The organism is Frankia sp. CpI1-P (assembly GCF_001421075.1).
Taxonomy (GTDB): domain Bacteria; phylum Actinomycetota; class Actinomycetes; order Frankiales; family Frankiaceae; genus Frankia; species Frankia torreyi.
The window spans coordinates 1-16,231 of sequence record NZ_LJJX01000066.1 but is presented as its reverse complement, the minus strand read 5'-3'; the positions used below and the strand labels follow the sequence as shown (position 1 = coordinate 16,231).

Sequence of the window (16,231 nt, the reverse complement as noted above, 5' to 3'; positions counted from 1 at the left end):
CTCGGGGCTGCCGATGAGCTGCGGCCCGAGGACCTGCTGCATCATCGTGGCCTCGTCGGATGACACCGGTACCTGGATCTCGGCCGCCATGGCCGCGCTGGGGAAGGGCCGGTTGATCCCGCGCAGGCTCAGCGCGAAGGCCACCCCCAGCGGTCCCGCGAGGAACTCCGCGTGCTCCTGGGTGTCGGCCGCGATGCCGACGGCGGCGACCACCGCGTACGGCTGTGCGAACTGGGCCGACGGGCGGAAGCTGCGCCGGTAGATGTCCAGCGAGGCCACGGTCGCTGACGGGTTGAAATGATGGGCGAAGGCGTATCCCGCGCCGAGCCGACCCGCCAGCTGAGCGCTCTCCCCGCTGGAACCGAGCACCCACACAGGTACCTCGTTCTCATCGGCGGGCAGGGCCTGGATCCCCCCGTGGCCGCTGCCGGCCTGGGCCAGACCGAAGTAGTCGAGCAGTTCCTGGAGGTGGGCGGGGAACTCCGCGGCGGCGTTCGGGCCGGTCGCGCGGCGCAGAGCGCGGGCGGTGGCCGGATCGGTGCCGGGAGCCCGACCGATACCGAGATCGATGCGGCCGGGGTAAAGCGCCTCCAGGGTGCCGAACTGCTCGGCGACCACCAGCGGCGGGTGGTTGGGGAGCATGACCCCGCCGGAGCCGATCCGGAGTCGGCTGGTCCGTCCCGCCAGATGGCCGATCAGGATCGCGGGCGCGGTGGCGGCGACGCCCGGCTGATTGTGATGCTCCGCCACCCAGTAGCGGCGGTATCCGAGTCGCTCCACCGCGACGGCCAGATCCAGGGCACCACGAACCGATTCGGTCGCGGACGAGCCGTGCCATACAGGGACCGTGTCGAGTACGGACAGGGGTATTCCCTGGAAATTGCTCATTGTGGGTTCTCCGTTGTCTCATCAACAGATGTGCCGGCGCGCCGACGAGGGCACCGATGGCGGATGTGCTGCCGCCATGCCGACGTTGAATCACGAGCCAGGTCCTCGCAAGGGTATGGAGAATGACATCACTGCGCAACCAGGCAGATCAGGAGGGGGTCGGCCGGAATCGGGAAGACTCCTGCCTGTCGAACCGGTTCGAGACGGTCGACGAGCGCGTGTCCTGCCTTGGTCGCATAGGTCAGGTGNACCGCGACCTGCGCGTTCTCTATCCGTCCCGCGGTACCGGTGTACTTGCGTAGGGGGTGTCATCCGCGCCGAGTACAGCGCCTCGGTCGGCGGCTCGTGAAGCTCGGGCGCCGTCGGCCGGGGATGGCTCCTCGCGCCCGGCGCGGGCCACGACGGGACGTGGGGCGGCGGTCTCGCCACCGCCGCCCAGCCCGATCCCTTCCGGGAACCACGCGCTCCACTGGGATCACGTTCCGTATAAATTCTGATACATAGGGTGAGATTGGCGCGGGTACACGTACGGCTACAGAGAACACATGGTTGCATGCGGTGAGAAACCACAATTTGCCGACGAACTTAGTGGGATCTTGCTAGATTCCGGAGGGTGACTCCACTACCGACCCTCTCGATCGTGTGAGCAGGCGACTCGGCTCCCTCGGGCGCCGCGCTCTGGTGCCGTTCCTGCTGCTCCTCGCCTGGCAGCTTCTCGCCAGCGGGGGAGCGATCGACGAGCGGCTGTTCTCGTNACCCGCCCACACCGCTCACGCTCTGTGGATGCTGACGACGAACGGCACTCTCGCGAGCAACGTCCTCGTGTCCCTGCGGCGGTCGGCGATCGGCCTGCTTCTGGGAGTGTCCACCGCCGTGGCGCTCGCGACCGTCTCAGGGTTGTGGCGGCTCGGGGAAGAGCTTGTGGACTCCACCATCCAGATGGTCCGTACCGTGCCCGTGTTCGCGCTGACCTCGGTCTTCGTGGTCTGGTTCGGTCTCGGGGAGCTGTCCAAGGAGCTCCTCATCGCCATGGCCTGCTTCTTCCCGGTGTACCTGAACGTCCACGGCGGCATCCGCAACGTGGACCGCCGGCTGGTGGAGATGGCCGTCGCGATGGGCAAGGGCCGACGGCAGATCATCCGCCACGTCGTGCTGCCGGGCGCGATGCCGCAGACGCTCGTCGGGCTTCGCTACTCGTTGTCGATCTCGGTGCTCGCGCTCGTCGTCGCCGAGACGTTGAACACCACGAGCGGCCTCGGGTACCTGATGGCCAACGCCCAGCAGTACCTCGACACCGACGTCATCTTCGCCTGCGTGGTCGTGTACTGCCTGATGGGAATCACCGCGGACCTCGTCGTTCGCGTCCTGGAGTGGCGGACGCTGGCCTGGCGGACGGGAGTCGGCAACCGATGACCTCATCGACGACGCTACGTCAGGAATCCNTGCGCGAGACGCGGGCCCCCGTCGAGGTCCGCGGCCTGCATCGCGCCTATGGCGCCCGTCAGGTGATCCGGGGCCTCGACCTGCGCGTGCAGGCGGGTGAGTTCCTGTGCCTGCTCGGCCCGAGCGGCTGCGGGAAGACGACGCTGCTGCGCACCCTGGCCGGGCTGGACGCCGCGGACGCCGGCGAGGTCGATGTGCCCACGCAGGTCGCCATCGTGTTCCAGGAGCCGCGGCTGCTGCCGTGGAAGCGGGTCGACTTCAACGTCCGGTTCGGCGTGGCGGGCACTCGCGGTGCTCGCGCGCAGGCGTTGGCCGCACTCGAGGAGGTCGGGCTCGCGGATCACGCCGACGCCTGGCCCGGGACGCTCTCGGGCGGGCAGGCGCAGCGCGTCGCGCTCGCCAGGGCGCTCGTTCGCGAGCCCCACCTGCTGCTCCTCGACGAACCGTTCGCCGCGCTCGACGCCCTCACCCGGATCCGTATGCAGGCGCTCGTCCGCGAACTCGTGGACCGCCACCGCCCGGCCACCGTGCTCGTCACGCACGACGTCGAGGAGGCGATTCTCCTCGGCGACAGGGTGCTCGTCATGGCCGAGGGGCGCATCGTGCGGGACTCGGACACCACGGGCATCACCCGTGACGCGGCGGACGCCGTCGCGCTCGACGTGCTGCGGCGCGACCTCCTGCGGGAGCTCGGCGTCGGCGGCTGAAGCTCGGCTGTCACCACCAACATCCACATCAGGAACTAGCGAAACCGGAGAAGCGTGATGCTCTCGGCCGCTCCCGTACGGCGAGCGATCGCCCTGGTCGGACTCGTCGCCGCGTTCGTGCTCGTCGCGGGCTGTGGGTCCAGCGGCGGGACACCGCCGTCGTCAGCCGCGGCCACAGTCCAACCGGCGCCGACGACCGATCTCGGCGGTGTCACGCTCAGAGTGGCCAACGGCGCGCCGTGGCAGTCGCAGCTGACCGCCGCCGGCCTCGCGAACACGCCATACCAGGTGAAGCCGGTCGCGGCCCCGACCGCCAAGGACATCGCCGCGGCCTTCGCGTCGGAGCGGGCGGACGTCATCATCTTCAGCGACGTCGCGTTCGCGGGATACGCCGCCGCCGACCTGCCGGTCAGCATCGTTCATGCCATCCAGCGGCCCACGAACGTCTGCGGCGTCATCGTTCCGAAGGACTCCACGATCACCAGCATCGCGCAGCTGCGGGGCAAGACCGTCGGCAACGGGGTCGGGCAGGCATCAGAGCTCGTCGCCATCCGCGCGTTCCAGCGCGTGGGTCTCGACTTCGGCAAGGACGTCCACCGTGTGGACCTCACGTCGCCGGCCGATGTGCAGGCCGCGTTCCTCAGCGGGCGCGTGGATGCGCTGGCCGCCTGCACACCCCCGGCCGCCTCGCTCGTTCAGGAGGGCCGCGCGCGGTGGCTCGCCAACGGCGACAACGGGCTGTGGGACGCCCATCTCTTCTGGGGCCTTTCCCACAAGGTCCTGAACGACCCGCGGAAGCTGGGCGCCGCCCTCGACTACATCCGACGCGTGGACCGATCGTTCGTCTGGGGCAACACCCATAACGACGAACTGGTGGCCGCGCAGGCGAAGACCCTGGGCATACCGGTCGCGCAGGCGAAGCTGGCCTACGCCGGACGGACGTACGGCATCCCGATCACAGGGCAGGTCGTCCAGAGCCTTCAGGCGACCTACGACTCGCTGGCCACCCTGGGCCGGATACCCGCCGACAAGAAGGTGGCCGGTCTGTTCACCGAGCGTTTCAACCCGAATCTCCAGGCCTGACGGCGACACCGACCACCAGGGAGAAGAGCTGATGACGACGCCAGCCGGTCGACACGACGACCTCGAACGCAGCCTGCGGGAACTTCTCGACAAGCAGGCNATCCGCGAGGTGTGCCTCATCTATGCGCGCGCGACCGAGCGCCGCGACGCCGAGGCCCTTGCCACCGTCTTTCACGACGACGCGATCTACGAGCATTTTCAGGCGCCCCCCGCCAGAGCCAACGGGAGCGCACGCGAGTTTGCGGACAAGATGGTGGCGGAGATGCGGGCCGCACCGATCAAGGTCAAGGGCCTGATGATCCCCAGCACGCTGGTCGAGCTGGAGGGCGACGTGGCGTTCGCCGAGTCGCTCGGGCTCAGTCTCAATCCGATGGAAATCAACGGCGAGCAGGTGACCTATCTGCGAACCCTGCGTTACCTCGATCGCTTCGAGCGTCGCGACGGAGAGTGGCGCATCGCCCATCGCATCGTTCTGCACGGGGGATACGAGCGCTTCGAGGCGGCGGCGCCGTCGCCGTTCGTGGAACACTTCGCCCCCGGGGGGCAGAGTCTCTCCCACCCCGACGACCTGCTCTACCAGATGCGGGAACGGCTGCGTCCCGAGGCCGTACCCACCGCCGGTGTCTGATCGGGGAAGGTCCACCCCGACAGCCGACGTCGGCGGTCCGCACGTGGTGCCCGTCCGTCGTCACCTTGAGGAGGCCAGGCGGAGAGTACTCCCCGGTATTCTCTAGGCATGCGCGTCGATGCCCGCCGCAACCGCGAGCGGCTGCTCACCGTTGCCGGCGTCCACTTCGCCGAGCACGGGACGGGCGCCTCGCTGGAGAACATCGCGCAGGACGCCGGCGTGGGGATCGGCACGCTCTACCGTCACTTCGAGACCCGCCAGATGCTCATCGAGGCGATGCTGCAGACCAGCTTCGAACGCCTGGTGGAACGGGGCAACGAGCTGGCGGGCAGCTCCACCCCGGTCGACGAGTTGACGCAGTGGTCTCGATGGCTCATCGCGGCGGCGATGTCCTACCCGAACATGGCCGCGTGGACAGCCAGGATCATTCACAGTTCGGCGACGCTGGGGGCGGTGTGTGCCGAGCTCACCAGCATCACCGAGCGGTTGCTGGCACGCGCCCGCGCGGCCGGTACCGTTCGGCCCGACACCCGAGCGGATGATCTCGTGAGTCTCGTCAACGCCGTCGCCTGGGCGGCGCAGCAGCCGCCGGTAGATACCGAGCGTGCCGAGCGTCTGCTCGGCGTGCTGCTTGACGGACTACTTGCTCGTTAGCTCCACCGCGCCCACGGTGGTCGGACTGGCCGGCGCCGGGATCGGNAGGCGCGGACGTCACGACGGCGAGCCGGCCCCGATCCACGCCTCGCGGTGTCGGTCATCGCCGTCGATCGCGGGAGAACACGGTCCGGGCCATCTCGGAGACGGCGCCCGATCGCGACTCACCCCTGCAGGCGCGAGGCATCCTGGAGTGGAGATCGAGGCCCTCGTCGGCCTGAAGAATCGCCTGCTGCAGATCCCGCAGCGGTCGACTGGGTTCCAGGCCGAGGTCCCGGTGGAAGATATCCCGGACGGTCTGGTAAACCTGGAGGGCTTCCACCTGTCGGCCCGACCGGTAGANCGCCAGCATCAGCCGGTGGTGAAAAGTCTCGCGCAGCGGATGGTCGTTCGTGAGGGCGATCANCCGACGGACCAGTTCGGGGTGGCGACCCAGCGCCAGATCCGCGTCGAGGGAGAGCTCGATGCACTCCAGCCGGGTCTCCTCGAGCCATCCCAGGAATCCGCTCACGATCGGGCCGGCCTTCAGATCGCCGAGGGCGGGACCGCGCCACAGGCCGAGGGCAGCCGTCAGACATCGTGAGGCCTGCGCATAGCTGCCCTCGGCAAGGTGTCTCTTCCCCTCCTGAACTCTCCGCTCGAACAGGGTGAGATCGAGATCGTCCGGCTCCATCTGCAGCAGGTAGCCCGGATGTCGGGTGACGATCGGGTTCTTCGTCTCGGCCGGCAGAGCGAGTATCTTGCGCAGATTCGAGACATACACGTGCATCGAGGCGATCGCCCGCCGCGGCGGGTCGTCGCCCCACAGTTCGGTCGTCAGCTGGCTGAGGGAGACCACATGGTTTGCTCGGACCAGGAAGACAGCGAGCATGATCTCGACCTTGCGCGCACTGATCATGATCTCGCGGTCTCCGTCAAGTATCCGGAGAGGTCCGAGGACGGAGTACCTCACTGCGCCTCCTCAAGCACCACGATTCACGGAAACGGCGGCTACCGAGCCACGGTGGTTCCACGGTCTCAGAAGAAGATATCTTAGATGTTGCTCCCGAGCTTCACGAAGTCAGCCGTCCGATAATTCCTCAGNAAATAGTTGCGGGAACACCGAACCAGGCCGCGAGGGCCTGTCGGAGGCTCTCGGGATCACCGGTCGGATCGGCATGGACTACGTATCCGTCCGGGCGTACCAGCAGCACCGCGGCCGCTACACCCNCGGGTCGCGGCATGATCGTGGGATCAACCCGGCCCTCCCAGTCGNCCGCGGTCGCCTTCGGCGACTCCTCTTCCTCCCAGCTGAGCAGGAGACCACGGCCCTCGAACAGCGGCGAGACACCCCCGTTCGCCGCCGTGGCGCTTGCCACCACGTCGTCGGGAACAGTCCTGCCCAACAGAGAGGACTCCCCGGGATCGGTACCGAAGACCGTAACGTCATAACGGATTCCGACGCCGGTCACCATGTCGGTGAGATACCGGTTGACGGCCTCGAGACGCACCAGCTCGCCGAGCAGGCCCCGCAGCGGCTCCAGTCGGTCGAGCGGGTGCAGCAGGGCATCTTGGGCCCGGGTGTTCCAGCAGACCCGAGCACCCACTGGGCGACGCTCCGCCTCGTAGGTGTNCAGCAGCCCGGGCGTCGCCCATCCGTTCACCTGGGCGGCGAGCTTCCAGCCGAGGTTGAGTGCGTCCTGAATCCCGGTGTTGAGACCCTGCCCACTGACCGGAAAATGGATATGACAGGAGTCGCCGGCCAGCAGGACTCGGCCCTCACGATAGCTGTCGGCCAGGCGGGTGGCATTACCGAAGCGAGACAGCCACCGTATCTCTCCCGTGTTCAGGATCCCGAGCTCCGAACCGGAGACCCGTTTGAACTTCTCCTGGAACTCCTGCACGGTCGGTTCCACGCCGTCGCGGCTGCCCTCGACGCCCAGCTCCAGGGCGGTCACCCGATAGAGCTCCGGGCCCAGCGGGACCACGGCGAACATGCCGTTCTGGTTCAGCGTAGGGCTGACGAATCCCTGCTTGTCGGCAGTGATCACGTCCGCGGTGAGGCCGTTCGCCGTCGACGACGTCCCCGGAAACCCGATACCGGCAAGTTTCCGGACCGTGCTGCCGCCGCCGTCGCAGCCCACCACGTAGTCCGCCCGGAGCTGGTAGACGGTGCCGTCCTCCTGCTCGACGGTGACGTCGACGCCGTCCTGGTCCTGCCGAAGCCCGACCACCGTCTGACCCCGACGGATGTCCGCACCGAGCGAGGCGGCACGTTCCTCGAGCCTGCGCTCGATGTCACGCTGCGGGACCAGCAGGGGCAGAAGTGACGGGTCGATGTAGTCCTGGATCTCGATGAGACCGAAGTTGTAGGACGGCACCGGTGGGTAGCCCTCGAACCAGTGCAGCCCGCGCTGCTCGAAGACCTGAGCGGACCGGGCATGCAACGTCAGCGAGCGTGAGTACCCGGACGGCTCGGCAAAACGCTCCAGAAGAATAGTGGGCACCTTGTGCAGCCTGAGTTCACTGGCAAGCATGAAACCAGTAGGCCCGCCACCGACAACGACTACGTTCCCGCTCAAGTCAACCTCTCATCCTCGGATAACGAGGTCCGACCCGCCACTGTCGGGCTCGGTGCCTCCTCCGCCATCCGTCATCGATCCTGGTCAGATCCCGGTGAAACGCGGCCCGTTGAGCCAGTGAAAGTCGATTGGCTACCAGACGACCGGAAGGCCGGTGAGTCCGACGCCATAGCTTCCCTCGGACCACGGTAGCTCGGCCGGCGGAACCGCCAGTCGCAGGTTCGGGAAACGGTCGAGCAGTGCATTCAACGTCAGCTCCAGCTCGACCCGAGCGAGATGAACGCCCAGGCAGTAGTGCCGACCGGCACCGAACTGCATCGTCGAATGCGTCTTCGGCCGGTCGAACCTGATCTGCTCGGGATCGGGAAAGACCGCCGGGTCGTGCCCGGCCGCGACCAGGGGCGTGAAGACTCCCTGCCCGGCCCGGATGACTCCGGATCCCGAGGTCAGCTCGACGTCCGCGGTGGCCAGCCGAATGAGACCGGTGGTGCCGCCGCCCGGCGGATTGTGGCGCAGANGCTCCTCGATCGCCGCCGGCACCAGTGACCGGTCGGCGAGCAACGCCGCCCAGTGCTGCCGCTGGGACAGCAGGCTGAACAACGACCGGCTGATGGCATTGGCGATGGTTTCGTTCCCACCAATAATCAGCATCCGGATCATCGAGATNAGTTCGTTCTCGGAAAGTCGATCCTCAACGTCGTGGGCGTTGATGATGTGATCGATCAAACTGTCTCCCGGCTCTGCCCGCTTCCGCTCGACCAGGGCCCGCGCGTAATCCGAGAAGTCGTTCGCGGCGCGGTCCAGGTCCTCGCGGGGCAACGCGAAGGAAAGCCACGCGGAGACCCATTCAAGAAGCTGCTCGCCGTCATCCTCGGGCACACCGAGAATCTGCGATATGAACCGTGTCGGCAGCAGTCGGGCGAACGTCATGAGATCGGCTGGATGGCCCCCGCTCTCCACGTCGTCGAGCAGCCGGTCGATAATCTTGGAGATCTCCGGACGAGCCTGTTCCGCCCGTCGGGGAGTGAACGCGGAGGCAACGATCCGGCGAAGCCTAAGGTGATCTTCGCCATGCATGTTGAGCAGGATCGTCGGATCCTCCAGCAGGAGCATGTTGTGGAACAGCCGCGGCGCGTCCGGGGACGACAGATCCCGGGTGAAGTTTTTGTCATCCGACATGATCTGCTGGATGTCGGCGTGCCTGACGGCGACAAGCGCGGGATCGCCGGTGGGCAGGACGACCTCGCTCAGCGGACATTCCGACCGTCGGCGAGCAAATTCCGGTGGTGCCGTGGCCATAGGCCCGTCCGGGAACGGGAATGGCATAGGGGCGCCTGACGCCCCTGAAGAGTCAGACATTCAGAACTCCTCTGCGCCGAACGTTGCAACCAGCTGACACAGAGAAATTAGGAGGGCTGTCTTGGGTCTCGCTAAAGCGGCGCTCACTGACGATCCATCGGCTCGGCGGAGCGGGCTGCCGGCCGCCGACTGCCGACCACCAGCCGCACGCAGGCGCGGCTGCCGTCGCAACGAGCCGGGACAGGCAGCTCGTCGGTCCGCACCCGGGTGACGCGCCGCAGTGGCCCGTCGACGACCTGAGGGGGACTCAGCGTAGTGCGCGGTTCCGACCGCCCTCCCGGCGGGTGGGGGACCACGGGCATGTGGCTTGAGCAGGCCCGGAAGACGATAAACAGCCGCGATGCGCGGCAGGTTCGAGGAGTTCGCCGCGGACTTCTCGTCGGCGGTGGCCGGGTCACAGGCTCGCGGGACGTGGGCGACGCCGTGCTCCGGTTGCTCCTGGCTGGCGCCAGCCGGGACATCGTTGACGGCCTCGATGTGGAGGAGATCTCCCGCGCGGAGCTTGGCCAAGGCCGTGACAGCACGATGGTGCCATCACTGCGGCGGTGGAGACCGGGCCGAGAATCGTCCCTGCCTCACGAGCGCGCCCAGCGAGTGTCGTCCTGCAAAGACGGGCTGTTCAGGTGGCTGACGCGGCGACCATGCGAAAGCTGGCAACGGCTCGGCCACGCGACCGTGAGTACCAGTCGCCGGCCATGGTCTGGCTGACGATGCGAGCCNGGTACTCGCCATCAAGGTCGATGGAACGCGGCCCCCTGCTGGCATATCCCTCCTCGGTCCAGACGATATCCACCTGGTTATTTGACGTGAGCTCAACCCGGCCGGTCACCTTGGTACGCGGCTGGCTGCCGGGGTAGCTCATGACGGCAGTGAACGTGTTGTCCTGCCACTCATCGATCAGGAGCTCGAGTGAATTCCATGCCGCTCACGCCGCTGATTCCATGCACGGCGGGACTGCTGCGTCGTCCGGCTCCTTGATCGAGCAGGGGAATCTCGTCCCTCTCCGTGCGGAAGAACCGTTCGGCGTAGGCGTTCGCCGGCGGAGTCCGNGGTGGACGGCGCCGGCAGTCGGACACTCCCGGTGGTGGGCGGGATCCGCCAAGCGGCGAAGACACGGCTCGTGGCACCGGACGCAACAGATCTCCGCGATCGCACTCGGCTCCGTCGCGAAACATCCGAGTTCACGAAATCCGCAACACCAAGATCCCGCTTAGAATCCGATCGGTCGATTCGGACTACCTATTTGACATCGCTGGTCGGGTGTGGCCACAATCTTGATGAAATTCGTCGGCGGAGAATCCCTTGGAGATTCATGGGCTGTTGACGACCCGACCAATTAGGTTACCGGTGCGTGCTGTCTCACCGGTCCAGTTCTTTCCTCGGCGCGCGATCGGTCCGGCAGCGGCGACCGGTCCCGCAGGACCGGGTCGGGACGAACATGTACGCGTAGACAAGGAGCTGCCGATATGGCCACCGCCTCGACCTCGAACCCGGCCAGCGGGCGGCGCTCGCCGCTGCTGGTGGCCTTCGACGCCGCACGCCAGGNGGATCCCTACCCCACCTACCGGGCCATCCGCGAGGCTGACCCGTTGGCCGGGTATGACATGGCGGGCCACCGGGTGACCCTGGTGACCCGACACGGCGACACCGCCGCCGTGCTCCAGGACCCCGCCTTCGGGCACGGTTACAAGGAGAACATCAGTCCCTTCCGTCCCGACGGCGACGCCGATGACGGGCTGGAGTCGCTCCTGCGGTCCGATCCGCCAGATCACACGCGGCTACGTCGACTGGTCAGCAGGACGTTCACTCCCGGCACCCTCGCCGAGCTTGCCCCCGACATCACGTCCTTCGTCACCGGGCTGCTGGACGCGGCGCTGGAGGCCGGTGAGATCGACGCGATCAGCGCANTGGCCCGGCCTGTGCCGACCCGCATGATATGTCGGCTGCTCGGCGTCCCGGCCGCGGACGAAAAGATATTCGGGGAATGGGCGGAGACGCTGATTCGCGGCATCGATCCGGACTTTCTGCTGACTCCCGATGAAATCACCGGGCGCCGTCGGGCGGCCCGGGAACTGGATGCCTATTTCCGGGACCTCATCGCGCGCGTCCGGGTCAGGCCGGGCACCGATCTCGTCAGCCAGCTCGTCGCGATCCACCTCGGGGAGGACGCGCTGACCGAAAGCGAGGTCCTCGCGCTCTGCGCCGTGCTGTTGGTGGCCGGGCACGAGACGACGGTCAACCTTATCGGCGGCGGAGTCCTCGCCNTCGTGCAGCACCCCGACCAGCTGGCACTGCTGCGCGCGGACCCCGGTCTCGTCCCCGCTGCGGTCGAGGAGATGCTGCGGCACGACTGTCCGGTTCAGTTCATCCCGCGGACGGCGTTGCGTGACACCGAGGTCGGTGGACGGGAGTTCCGCCGAGGTGAGGGCGCCATGCTGCTCGTCGGTTCGGCGAACCGTGATCCGGACGCGTTCGACGAGCCCGACCGTTTCCTGGTCGCCCGCTACGCGGGACCCACTCCGGCCGCGCGCCACTTCGGGTTCGGGACAGGTATCCACTACTGCCTCGGCGCCCCCCTGGCCCGCATGGAGGCGGAGATCATCTTTCGTCTGCTCCTCGAGCGCACCAGCGAGCTCGCTCTGATCGGGAGCACGCCGACATACCGAAACCAGAGCATCATCCGCGGGCTGCAGACGCTCCCCCTTCGGCTCGCCGCCTGACAGCGAGGAGGTAGGCGACGTCCCGATGGGACAAGGCCCCGGATGGGACAAGGCATAGCGTCGGGCACCACCGCACCGCCAGGTCGTCGGGTGTCGGACAGGGCGGGAGGTCGCGGGCGGCGGGCAGCTTACAGTCCGCGGGTCGGGTCACGTGTCGACTCGGCGGGACCTGGCCGGGAGGCGGACGTGTGGGCAGGCAGGACGGGTCGGCGAGAGGCCGGCGTGCGCTGGTGGGCGGCCGTCTTCGTGGCGGCGTCGGTGACGGCGCTCGCGGGCTGTGCCAGCGAGGGGCGGACTGGCGCGCAGGCGGCTGTGACGACGCCGCCGGCTGTGACGACGCCGGCTGTGTCCACCGCAAGGACGGTCCCGACGGCGACGACGGTCCCGACCGCGACGACGGTTTCGGCCGCGGGGACAGGCGCCGGGGCGGGAAGCTCGGGGGCGGCCGGCGCGCGCGGCGGCCCGGTGACTCGGCTGGTCAACCTGGCCCCGGTCGACCGCCGCGGACAACCGGCGAGGGGCTGGACCGTCGACGGGCGCGATGATGATCCGGACGCGCCGATCGACTGCGGCGACACCAGCCAGGCGTACCCGTCACCGGCCGCCGTCAGCGGCGACATCTACCTCTGTTCGCCCAGNGCCGCCGCCGCCGATGCCTGCTGGCCGACACCCCAGGCCCGCCGGATGCTCTGCCTGCGCGACCCCTACTCGGCCACGCTCACCGCGCTCACGGCCCAGTCGCTCGTCGCCAGAGTCTCCCCGCCCAGGAACCCCGTCCCGTTCGGCCTGGTCTTGGCCAACGGGGACCGCTGCCGGCTGCGCGACGGCGGCGCCTGGGGATCCCCGGAGAACCATCCGGGCTATGTCGGCTACTACTCCTGCGGCCCGCGCGACATCGTGTGGGCGTCTCAGAACTCGCCCACCGGCGGCATCGACAGGACCAGCAGACGTTGGACCGTCCTGGTCGGAGACGTCACCGGCCCCCTGGCCACCGTCCCCGTCACTGCGGCCGACTTCGTCACCACCGCCCCCTGAACGGCCCTCTGGCCGGCGAATGGCCGGCGAACCTTCACGTGGGTCTCGTCGAGGGACCACCTGTCTCCAGGTCGGTGGGAGAGCTGGTCCCGGATGCGCGAGCGCCAGGCGCGACCGGCTCTCTCGATCACAAGGTCGTCGTCACCGTCCGGACTCATGCTGCCGAGCAGCGCGAGCGGCTGCGGCCCCGGCGGCCGTGGAAGGGCCTGAGTCCATCAGCGGCCGCGGCTGCCCGGGCGCTGGTCCTGCTGACGCTGGTTCTGCTGACACTGGTTCTGCTGGCGCTGGGCCCGTAGGCGCTGTGGCCACTGGCGTGGCGGCGGTCCGGGGTCGTCGTTCCGGGGCGGTGGTGGCGATGAGGGCGAGCCCTGCTGCGGCGAGTACGGCGGCCGTGGCCGGAATCGTGGCCGCCCCGGCCGCGTCGAGGGTCACGCCGCCGAGCGCGGCGCCGAGGGCGCTGCCGAGGTAGATCGCCGATCCGTTGAGCCCGAGGGCGACGGTGGCGACGTCCGGGGCGACGACGAACAGCCGGTGCTGCTGCGGCGTGATCGACAGTCCCTGGAAGGCGCCGACGGCGAGCAGGACGGCCAGCGCCGCGCCGTACTCCTCGCGGGCCGGCACCAGCACGGCGAACGACGCGGCGAGCCCGGCGACGGCGACCAGCAGCACTCCCAGCGCGCCGCGACCGTCGACCAGGCGTCCCACCAGCCGGTTTCCGGTCAGGCTGCCCAGCCCGAACGCGAGCAGTATCACCACGAGCCGGCCATCGGTGTCGGCCATGCCCAGGACGACCGGCAGATAGGAGATCAGCAGGATTGGCGGCGCGACCACCGCGACCGTCGCGAGCAGAACCAGGAGTACCGCGGGCCGGGTCAGCACGCCCAGCCGGGCGCGCATGTTCGTCGGTGGGACGTGGGCCCGGGGCAGCAGGGGCACGCAGAACGCGGTGAGCGCCGCGAGTGCCGTGATGACCCACAGCACCGCTCGCCAGCCGAACCACTGCCCGGCCAGGACGCCGAAGGGCACCCCGAGCACCGTCGAGAGCGAGGTCCCCGCGGTGACGGCGGCCAGCGCGCGGCCGCGCCGCCGGCCGTCGGCGAGCATGCCGGCCATGACGTAGGCGTTGGACTGGAACGCCGCGGCACCGAGGGCCGCGGCGGCCCGGCCGGCGGCCATCACGGCGTAGGAGGGGGCAAGTGCCTGGCCGGCCATCCCGAGAAGAAACAACGCCAGCCCGCCGCCGAGCAGCAGGCGCCGGTCCCAGCGGCCGGTGAGGGCCGCGAGCACCGGCGACCCGACCGCGTAGGTGATGGAGAAGATCGTGGTGAGCTGGCCGGCGGTGGACACGCTCACGGACAGGTCGTCGGCAATCGCGGGCAGCAGGCCGGCGAGCACGAACCCGTCGACGCCCAGCGTGAACGTGCCGGCCGCCAGCACCCCGAGCTGCCAGCCGCGCAGCCCGCCCTCGCCCTCAGGCTTGTAATTCGATCCTTGTCGAATCATCACAGTGGGGAGGCTAGGGGTACGTTCGATGGGTGTCAAAGCATCGGGATCGGCGAAGCGACCGGCTGGGCGGTCGACGAGGTGGTCGGCGAACCGACCGGCGAACCGACCGGCCGGGTGACCGGCTGAGTGGTCGGCCGAGAGGCTGAGCCGGGCAGCCCGCGGTGTCTCGACAGCTCCCTCAGCCGAGCCGTGACTCGATCAACCTGGTCACGCTCCTTGCCGCCCTGGCCGACCCGGTCCGGCTCACGCTGATGCAGGCGATGTACTCCCGGACCGNCCCGGTCGACTGCTCCGTGATCGCCGAGGGGGTCGAGGTCGGCGCCCCGACCGTCTCCCATCACTACCGCGTGCTGCGCGAGGCCGGCCTGACCATGACCACGGTCGAGGGGCGCCGCCGCGTCGTCGCCATCCGCTACGAAGACCTGGAAGCACGCTTTCCCGGCCTCCTCGCCGCCGTCCTCACCCCGACCGCGAACACCTAGCGCACCCGCTGGTGACCGCGACGGCACTGTTGCTGAGGATGCGGGACGTGCCAGTGGTCATGGTGACCGCCGGTCAGACGGTGGAGACCGGCAAACATCCCAGTGATCGCTGACGTTCCGCTCCGAACGCTGCCACCGGACCCGGAGCAGGTCCTCGTCCAGCTCTCGCCCCCACTCGCGCCGGGCCTCGGCGGCGAGCTCGTCCAGCACCGTGGCGAGTTCCGCGGGCGCGGCGCTGCCCTCCGCCGTTCGCCGTTCGACCAGGTAGGCCACCGTTCCCAGGCCGAAGGCTCCGACGGCCCACGGCACGCTGACCACGCCGTTGTCGAGGATCTGGTTGACGGCAACACCGGAGAGCACCGGTATCACCACGGCCGCGAGGACGCGGTTCCAGACCCGGAACCACCGGGCCGCCCCGGCGTAACGCTGTCGGACNGTCACCTTCCGACCAGCTCGTCAGTTCTTACATGTCTTCTTGNAGGAAATATCTGGAATGGAGCTTCTCCATTCGCTTGGAGTGAGACCGCCGCCAGCCGCGACACAAGCCCGATCCGGCAGGTGAGCGAGAAGATCGGCCAGACCTCCGACGTTCCACAAGATTGCCGTTCGGTCGGCGCTACCAGTTAGCGCTGTGCGGCCGTCCCGCGTGAATACTGCGGCGTATACGGCTCCGGTGTGGCTGGTGAGGGTGGCGCGACGGGTGGGGCGGAGAGGGTTGGCCAAGTTCCACAGGTCTAGTGTGGAGTCGGCCTTCCGTCGGGAGTGAGNGCCACCGTGCGTATGGAGTCGGTGTGGCCGGTGAGGGTGGCGCGGCGGACAGGGCGAGCCGGGTTGGTCAGGTCCCACAGGATCGCTGTCCGGTCTTGGCTTCCGGTGAGGGCGGTGTGCCCGTCGGGAGTGAGTGTCACTGAGTACACCCAACCGGTGTGGCCGGTGAGGGTAGCGCGCTTTCTCGGGTTATCGGGATCGGTTAGATCCCACACGATCGCCGTGTTGTCCGAGCTGCCGGTGAGGGCGGTGTGCCCGTCCGGCGTGAGTGCCACCGCGTTTACACCGTCGGTGTGGCCGGTGAGGAGCAATGGTTGAGACCTGTGGATCGGCTGGGGAGGGCGTACCTTCCCGGTGATCGAGGTTGAGGTCTCAGTCAGGCCGACGTTGACGCGTC

General features: G+C 68.5%; 13 protein-coding genes and 11 pseudogenes. 10 read left to right on the top strand and 14 right to left on the bottom strand.

Going from position 1 to position 16,231, the window contains the following annotated elements; all coding sequences use genetic code 11:
* Positions 1-888, bottom strand: an 888-nt coding sequence (locus FF86_RS27410; protein WP_242419727.1) for an LLM class flavin-dependent oxidoreductase, incomplete at its 3' end; no start/stop codon positions are given.
* A 783-nt stretch (positions 889-1,671) separates the two neighbouring features.
* Between FF86_RS27410 and FF86_RS27405 the strand changes: the two genes are divergently transcribed.
* The 5 genes from FF86_RS27405 (at position 1,672) to FF86_RS27385 (ending at position 5,403) form a co-directional block, all read left to right on the top strand.
* Entirely contained in the window at positions 1,672-2,301 is a 630-nt protein-coding gene (locus FF86_RS27405; RefSeq protein ID WP_242419730.1) for an ABC transporter permease, read from the top strand.
* Between the two features lie 92 nt (positions 2,302-2,393).
* Positions 2,394-3,038 (top strand): ABC transporter ATP-binding protein, encoded by a 645-nt coding sequence (locus FF86_RS27400; protein WP_313954391.1) that lies wholly within the window; start codon positions 2,394-2,396, stop codon positions 3,036-3,038.
* Positions 3,039-3,260: 222 nt separating this feature from the next.
* On the top strand, positions 3,261-4,121 hold the full coding sequence (locus FF86_RS27395) for a PhnD/SsuA/transferrin family substrate-binding protein (RefSeq protein WP_157867000.1): 861 nt from the start codon (positions 3,261-3,263) through the stop codon (positions 4,119-4,121).
* A 100-nt stretch (positions 4,122-4,221) separates the two neighbouring features.
* Positions 4,222-4,749 (top strand): nuclear transport factor 2 family protein (locus FF86_RS27390; RefSeq protein WP_206779057.1); only part of this gene is annotated, 528 nt, incomplete at its 5' end.
* 108 nt (positions 4,750-4,857) lie between these two features.
* On the top strand, positions 4,858-5,403 hold the full coding sequence (locus tag FF86_RS27385; protein ID WP_044887988.1) for a TetR/AcrR family transcriptional regulator: 546 nt from the start codon (positions 4,858-4,860) through the stop codon (positions 5,401-5,403).
* A 100-nt stretch (positions 5,404-5,503) separates the two neighbouring features.
* Here the strand turns inward: FF86_RS27385 and FF86_RS58990 are convergent.
* From FF86_RS58990 to FF86_RS68720, 10 genes and pseudogenes are all read right to left on the bottom strand, one after another.
* Positions 5,504-5,745 (bottom strand): annotated as a pseudogene (locus FF86_RS58990) (BTAD domain-containing putative transcriptional regulator); the annotation flags it as partial.
* A gap of 1 nt (position 5,746) precedes the next feature.
* Positions 5,747-5,808 (bottom strand): annotated as a pseudogene (locus FF86_RS58985) (hypothetical protein); the annotation flags it as partial.
* Between the two features lies 1 nt (position 5,809).
* The coding region (locus FF86_RS58980) for an AfsR/SARP family transcriptional regulator (RefSeq protein ID WP_242419726.1) at positions 5,810-6,301 on the bottom strand (492 nt) is incomplete at its 3' end.
* 186 nt (positions 6,302-6,487) lie between these two features.
* A pseudogene (locus FF86_RS68745) lies at positions 6,488-6,612 on the bottom strand (hypothetical protein); the annotation flags it as partial.
* 1 nt (position 6,613) lies between these two features.
* Positions 6,614-6,657, bottom strand: a pseudogene (locus FF86_RS68740) (hypothetical protein); the annotation flags it as partial.
* 1 nt (position 6,658) lies between these two features.
* Positions 6,659-7,015, bottom strand: a pseudogene (locus FF86_RS68735) (monooxygenase); the annotation flags it as partial.
* Position 7,016: 1 nt separating this feature from the next.
* On the bottom strand, positions 7,017-7,964 hold a 948-nt coding region (locus tag FF86_RS27375), incomplete at its 3' end, for an FAD-dependent monooxygenase (RefSeq protein ID WP_255355946.1).
* Positions 7,965-8,096: 132 nt separating this feature from the next.
* Positions 8,097-8,481: pseudogene (locus FF86_RS68730) on the bottom strand (cytochrome P450); the annotation flags it as partial.
* A 1-nt stretch (position 8,482) separates the two neighbouring features.
* Positions 8,483-8,630: pseudogene (locus tag FF86_RS68725) on the bottom strand (cytochrome P450); the annotation flags it as partial.
* A 1-nt stretch (position 8,631) separates the two neighbouring features.
* Positions 8,632-9,077: pseudogene (locus tag FF86_RS68720) on the bottom strand (cytochrome P450); the annotation flags it as partial.
* 2,177 nt (positions 9,078-11,254) lie between these two features.
* Between FF86_RS68720 and FF86_RS58970 the strand changes: the two are divergent.
* The 3 genes and pseudogenes from FF86_RS58970 to FF86_RS27355 form a co-directional block, all read left to right on the top strand.
* Positions 11,255-11,587 (top strand): annotated as a pseudogene (locus FF86_RS58970) (cytochrome P450); the annotation flags it as partial.
* A 1-nt stretch (position 11,588) separates the two neighbouring features.
* A partial coding sequence (locus FF86_RS58965) for a cytochrome P450 (RefSeq protein ID WP_242419725.1) occupies positions 11,589-12,043 on the top strand: 455 nt, incomplete at its 5' end.
* 639 nt (positions 12,044-12,682) lie between these two features.
* Positions 12,683-13,078: hypothetical protein (locus FF86_RS27355; RefSeq protein WP_242419724.1), on the top strand; the 396-nt coding region annotated here is incomplete at its 5' end.
* A 141-nt stretch (positions 13,079-13,219) separates the two neighbouring features.
* Here FF86_RS27355 and FF86_RS27350 read toward each other — a convergent pair.
* Entirely contained in the window at positions 13,220-14,584 is a 1,365-nt protein-coding gene (locus tag FF86_RS27350) for an MFS transporter (protein ID WP_044887993.1), read from the bottom strand.
* A 161-nt stretch (positions 14,585-14,745) separates the two neighbouring features.
* On the opposite strand from FF86_RS27350, the pseudogene FF86_RS63250 reads away from it, so the two are divergent.
* Together FF86_RS63250 and FF86_RS58960 are read left to right on the top strand one after the other, a co-directional pair.
* A pseudogene (locus FF86_RS63250) lies at positions 14,746-14,860 on the top strand (transcriptional regulator); the annotation flags it as partial.
* Position 14,861: 1 nt separating this feature from the next.
* On the top strand, positions 14,862-15,066 hold a 205-nt coding region (locus FF86_RS58960; protein WP_242419722.1), incomplete at its 5' end, for a helix-turn-helix transcriptional regulator.
* Between the two features lie 479 nt (positions 15,067-15,545).
* Here the strand turns inward: FF86_RS58960 and FF86_RS68715 are convergent.
* The coding region (locus tag FF86_RS68715; RefSeq protein ID WP_396230124.1) for a hypothetical protein at positions 15,546-15,789 on the bottom strand (244 nt) is incomplete at its 3' end.
* Positions 15,790-15,834: 45 nt separating this feature from the next.
* Positions 15,835-16,145: pseudogene (locus FF86_RS68710) on the bottom strand (hypothetical protein); the annotation flags it as partial.
* Between the last annotated feature and the right edge of the window lie 86 nt (positions 16,146-16,231).

What these genes read in the sequence shown, in the direction of transcription:
- FF86_RS27405 (WP_242419730.1), top strand. Translation starts at nt 1,672, where the DNA reads ATGCTGACGACGAACGGCACTCTCGCGAGCAACGTCCTCGTGTCCCTG.
- FF86_RS27385 (WP_044887988.1), top strand. Translation starts at nt 4,858, where the DNA reads ATGCGCGTCGATGCCCGCCGCAACCGCGAGCGGCTGCTCACCGTTGCC.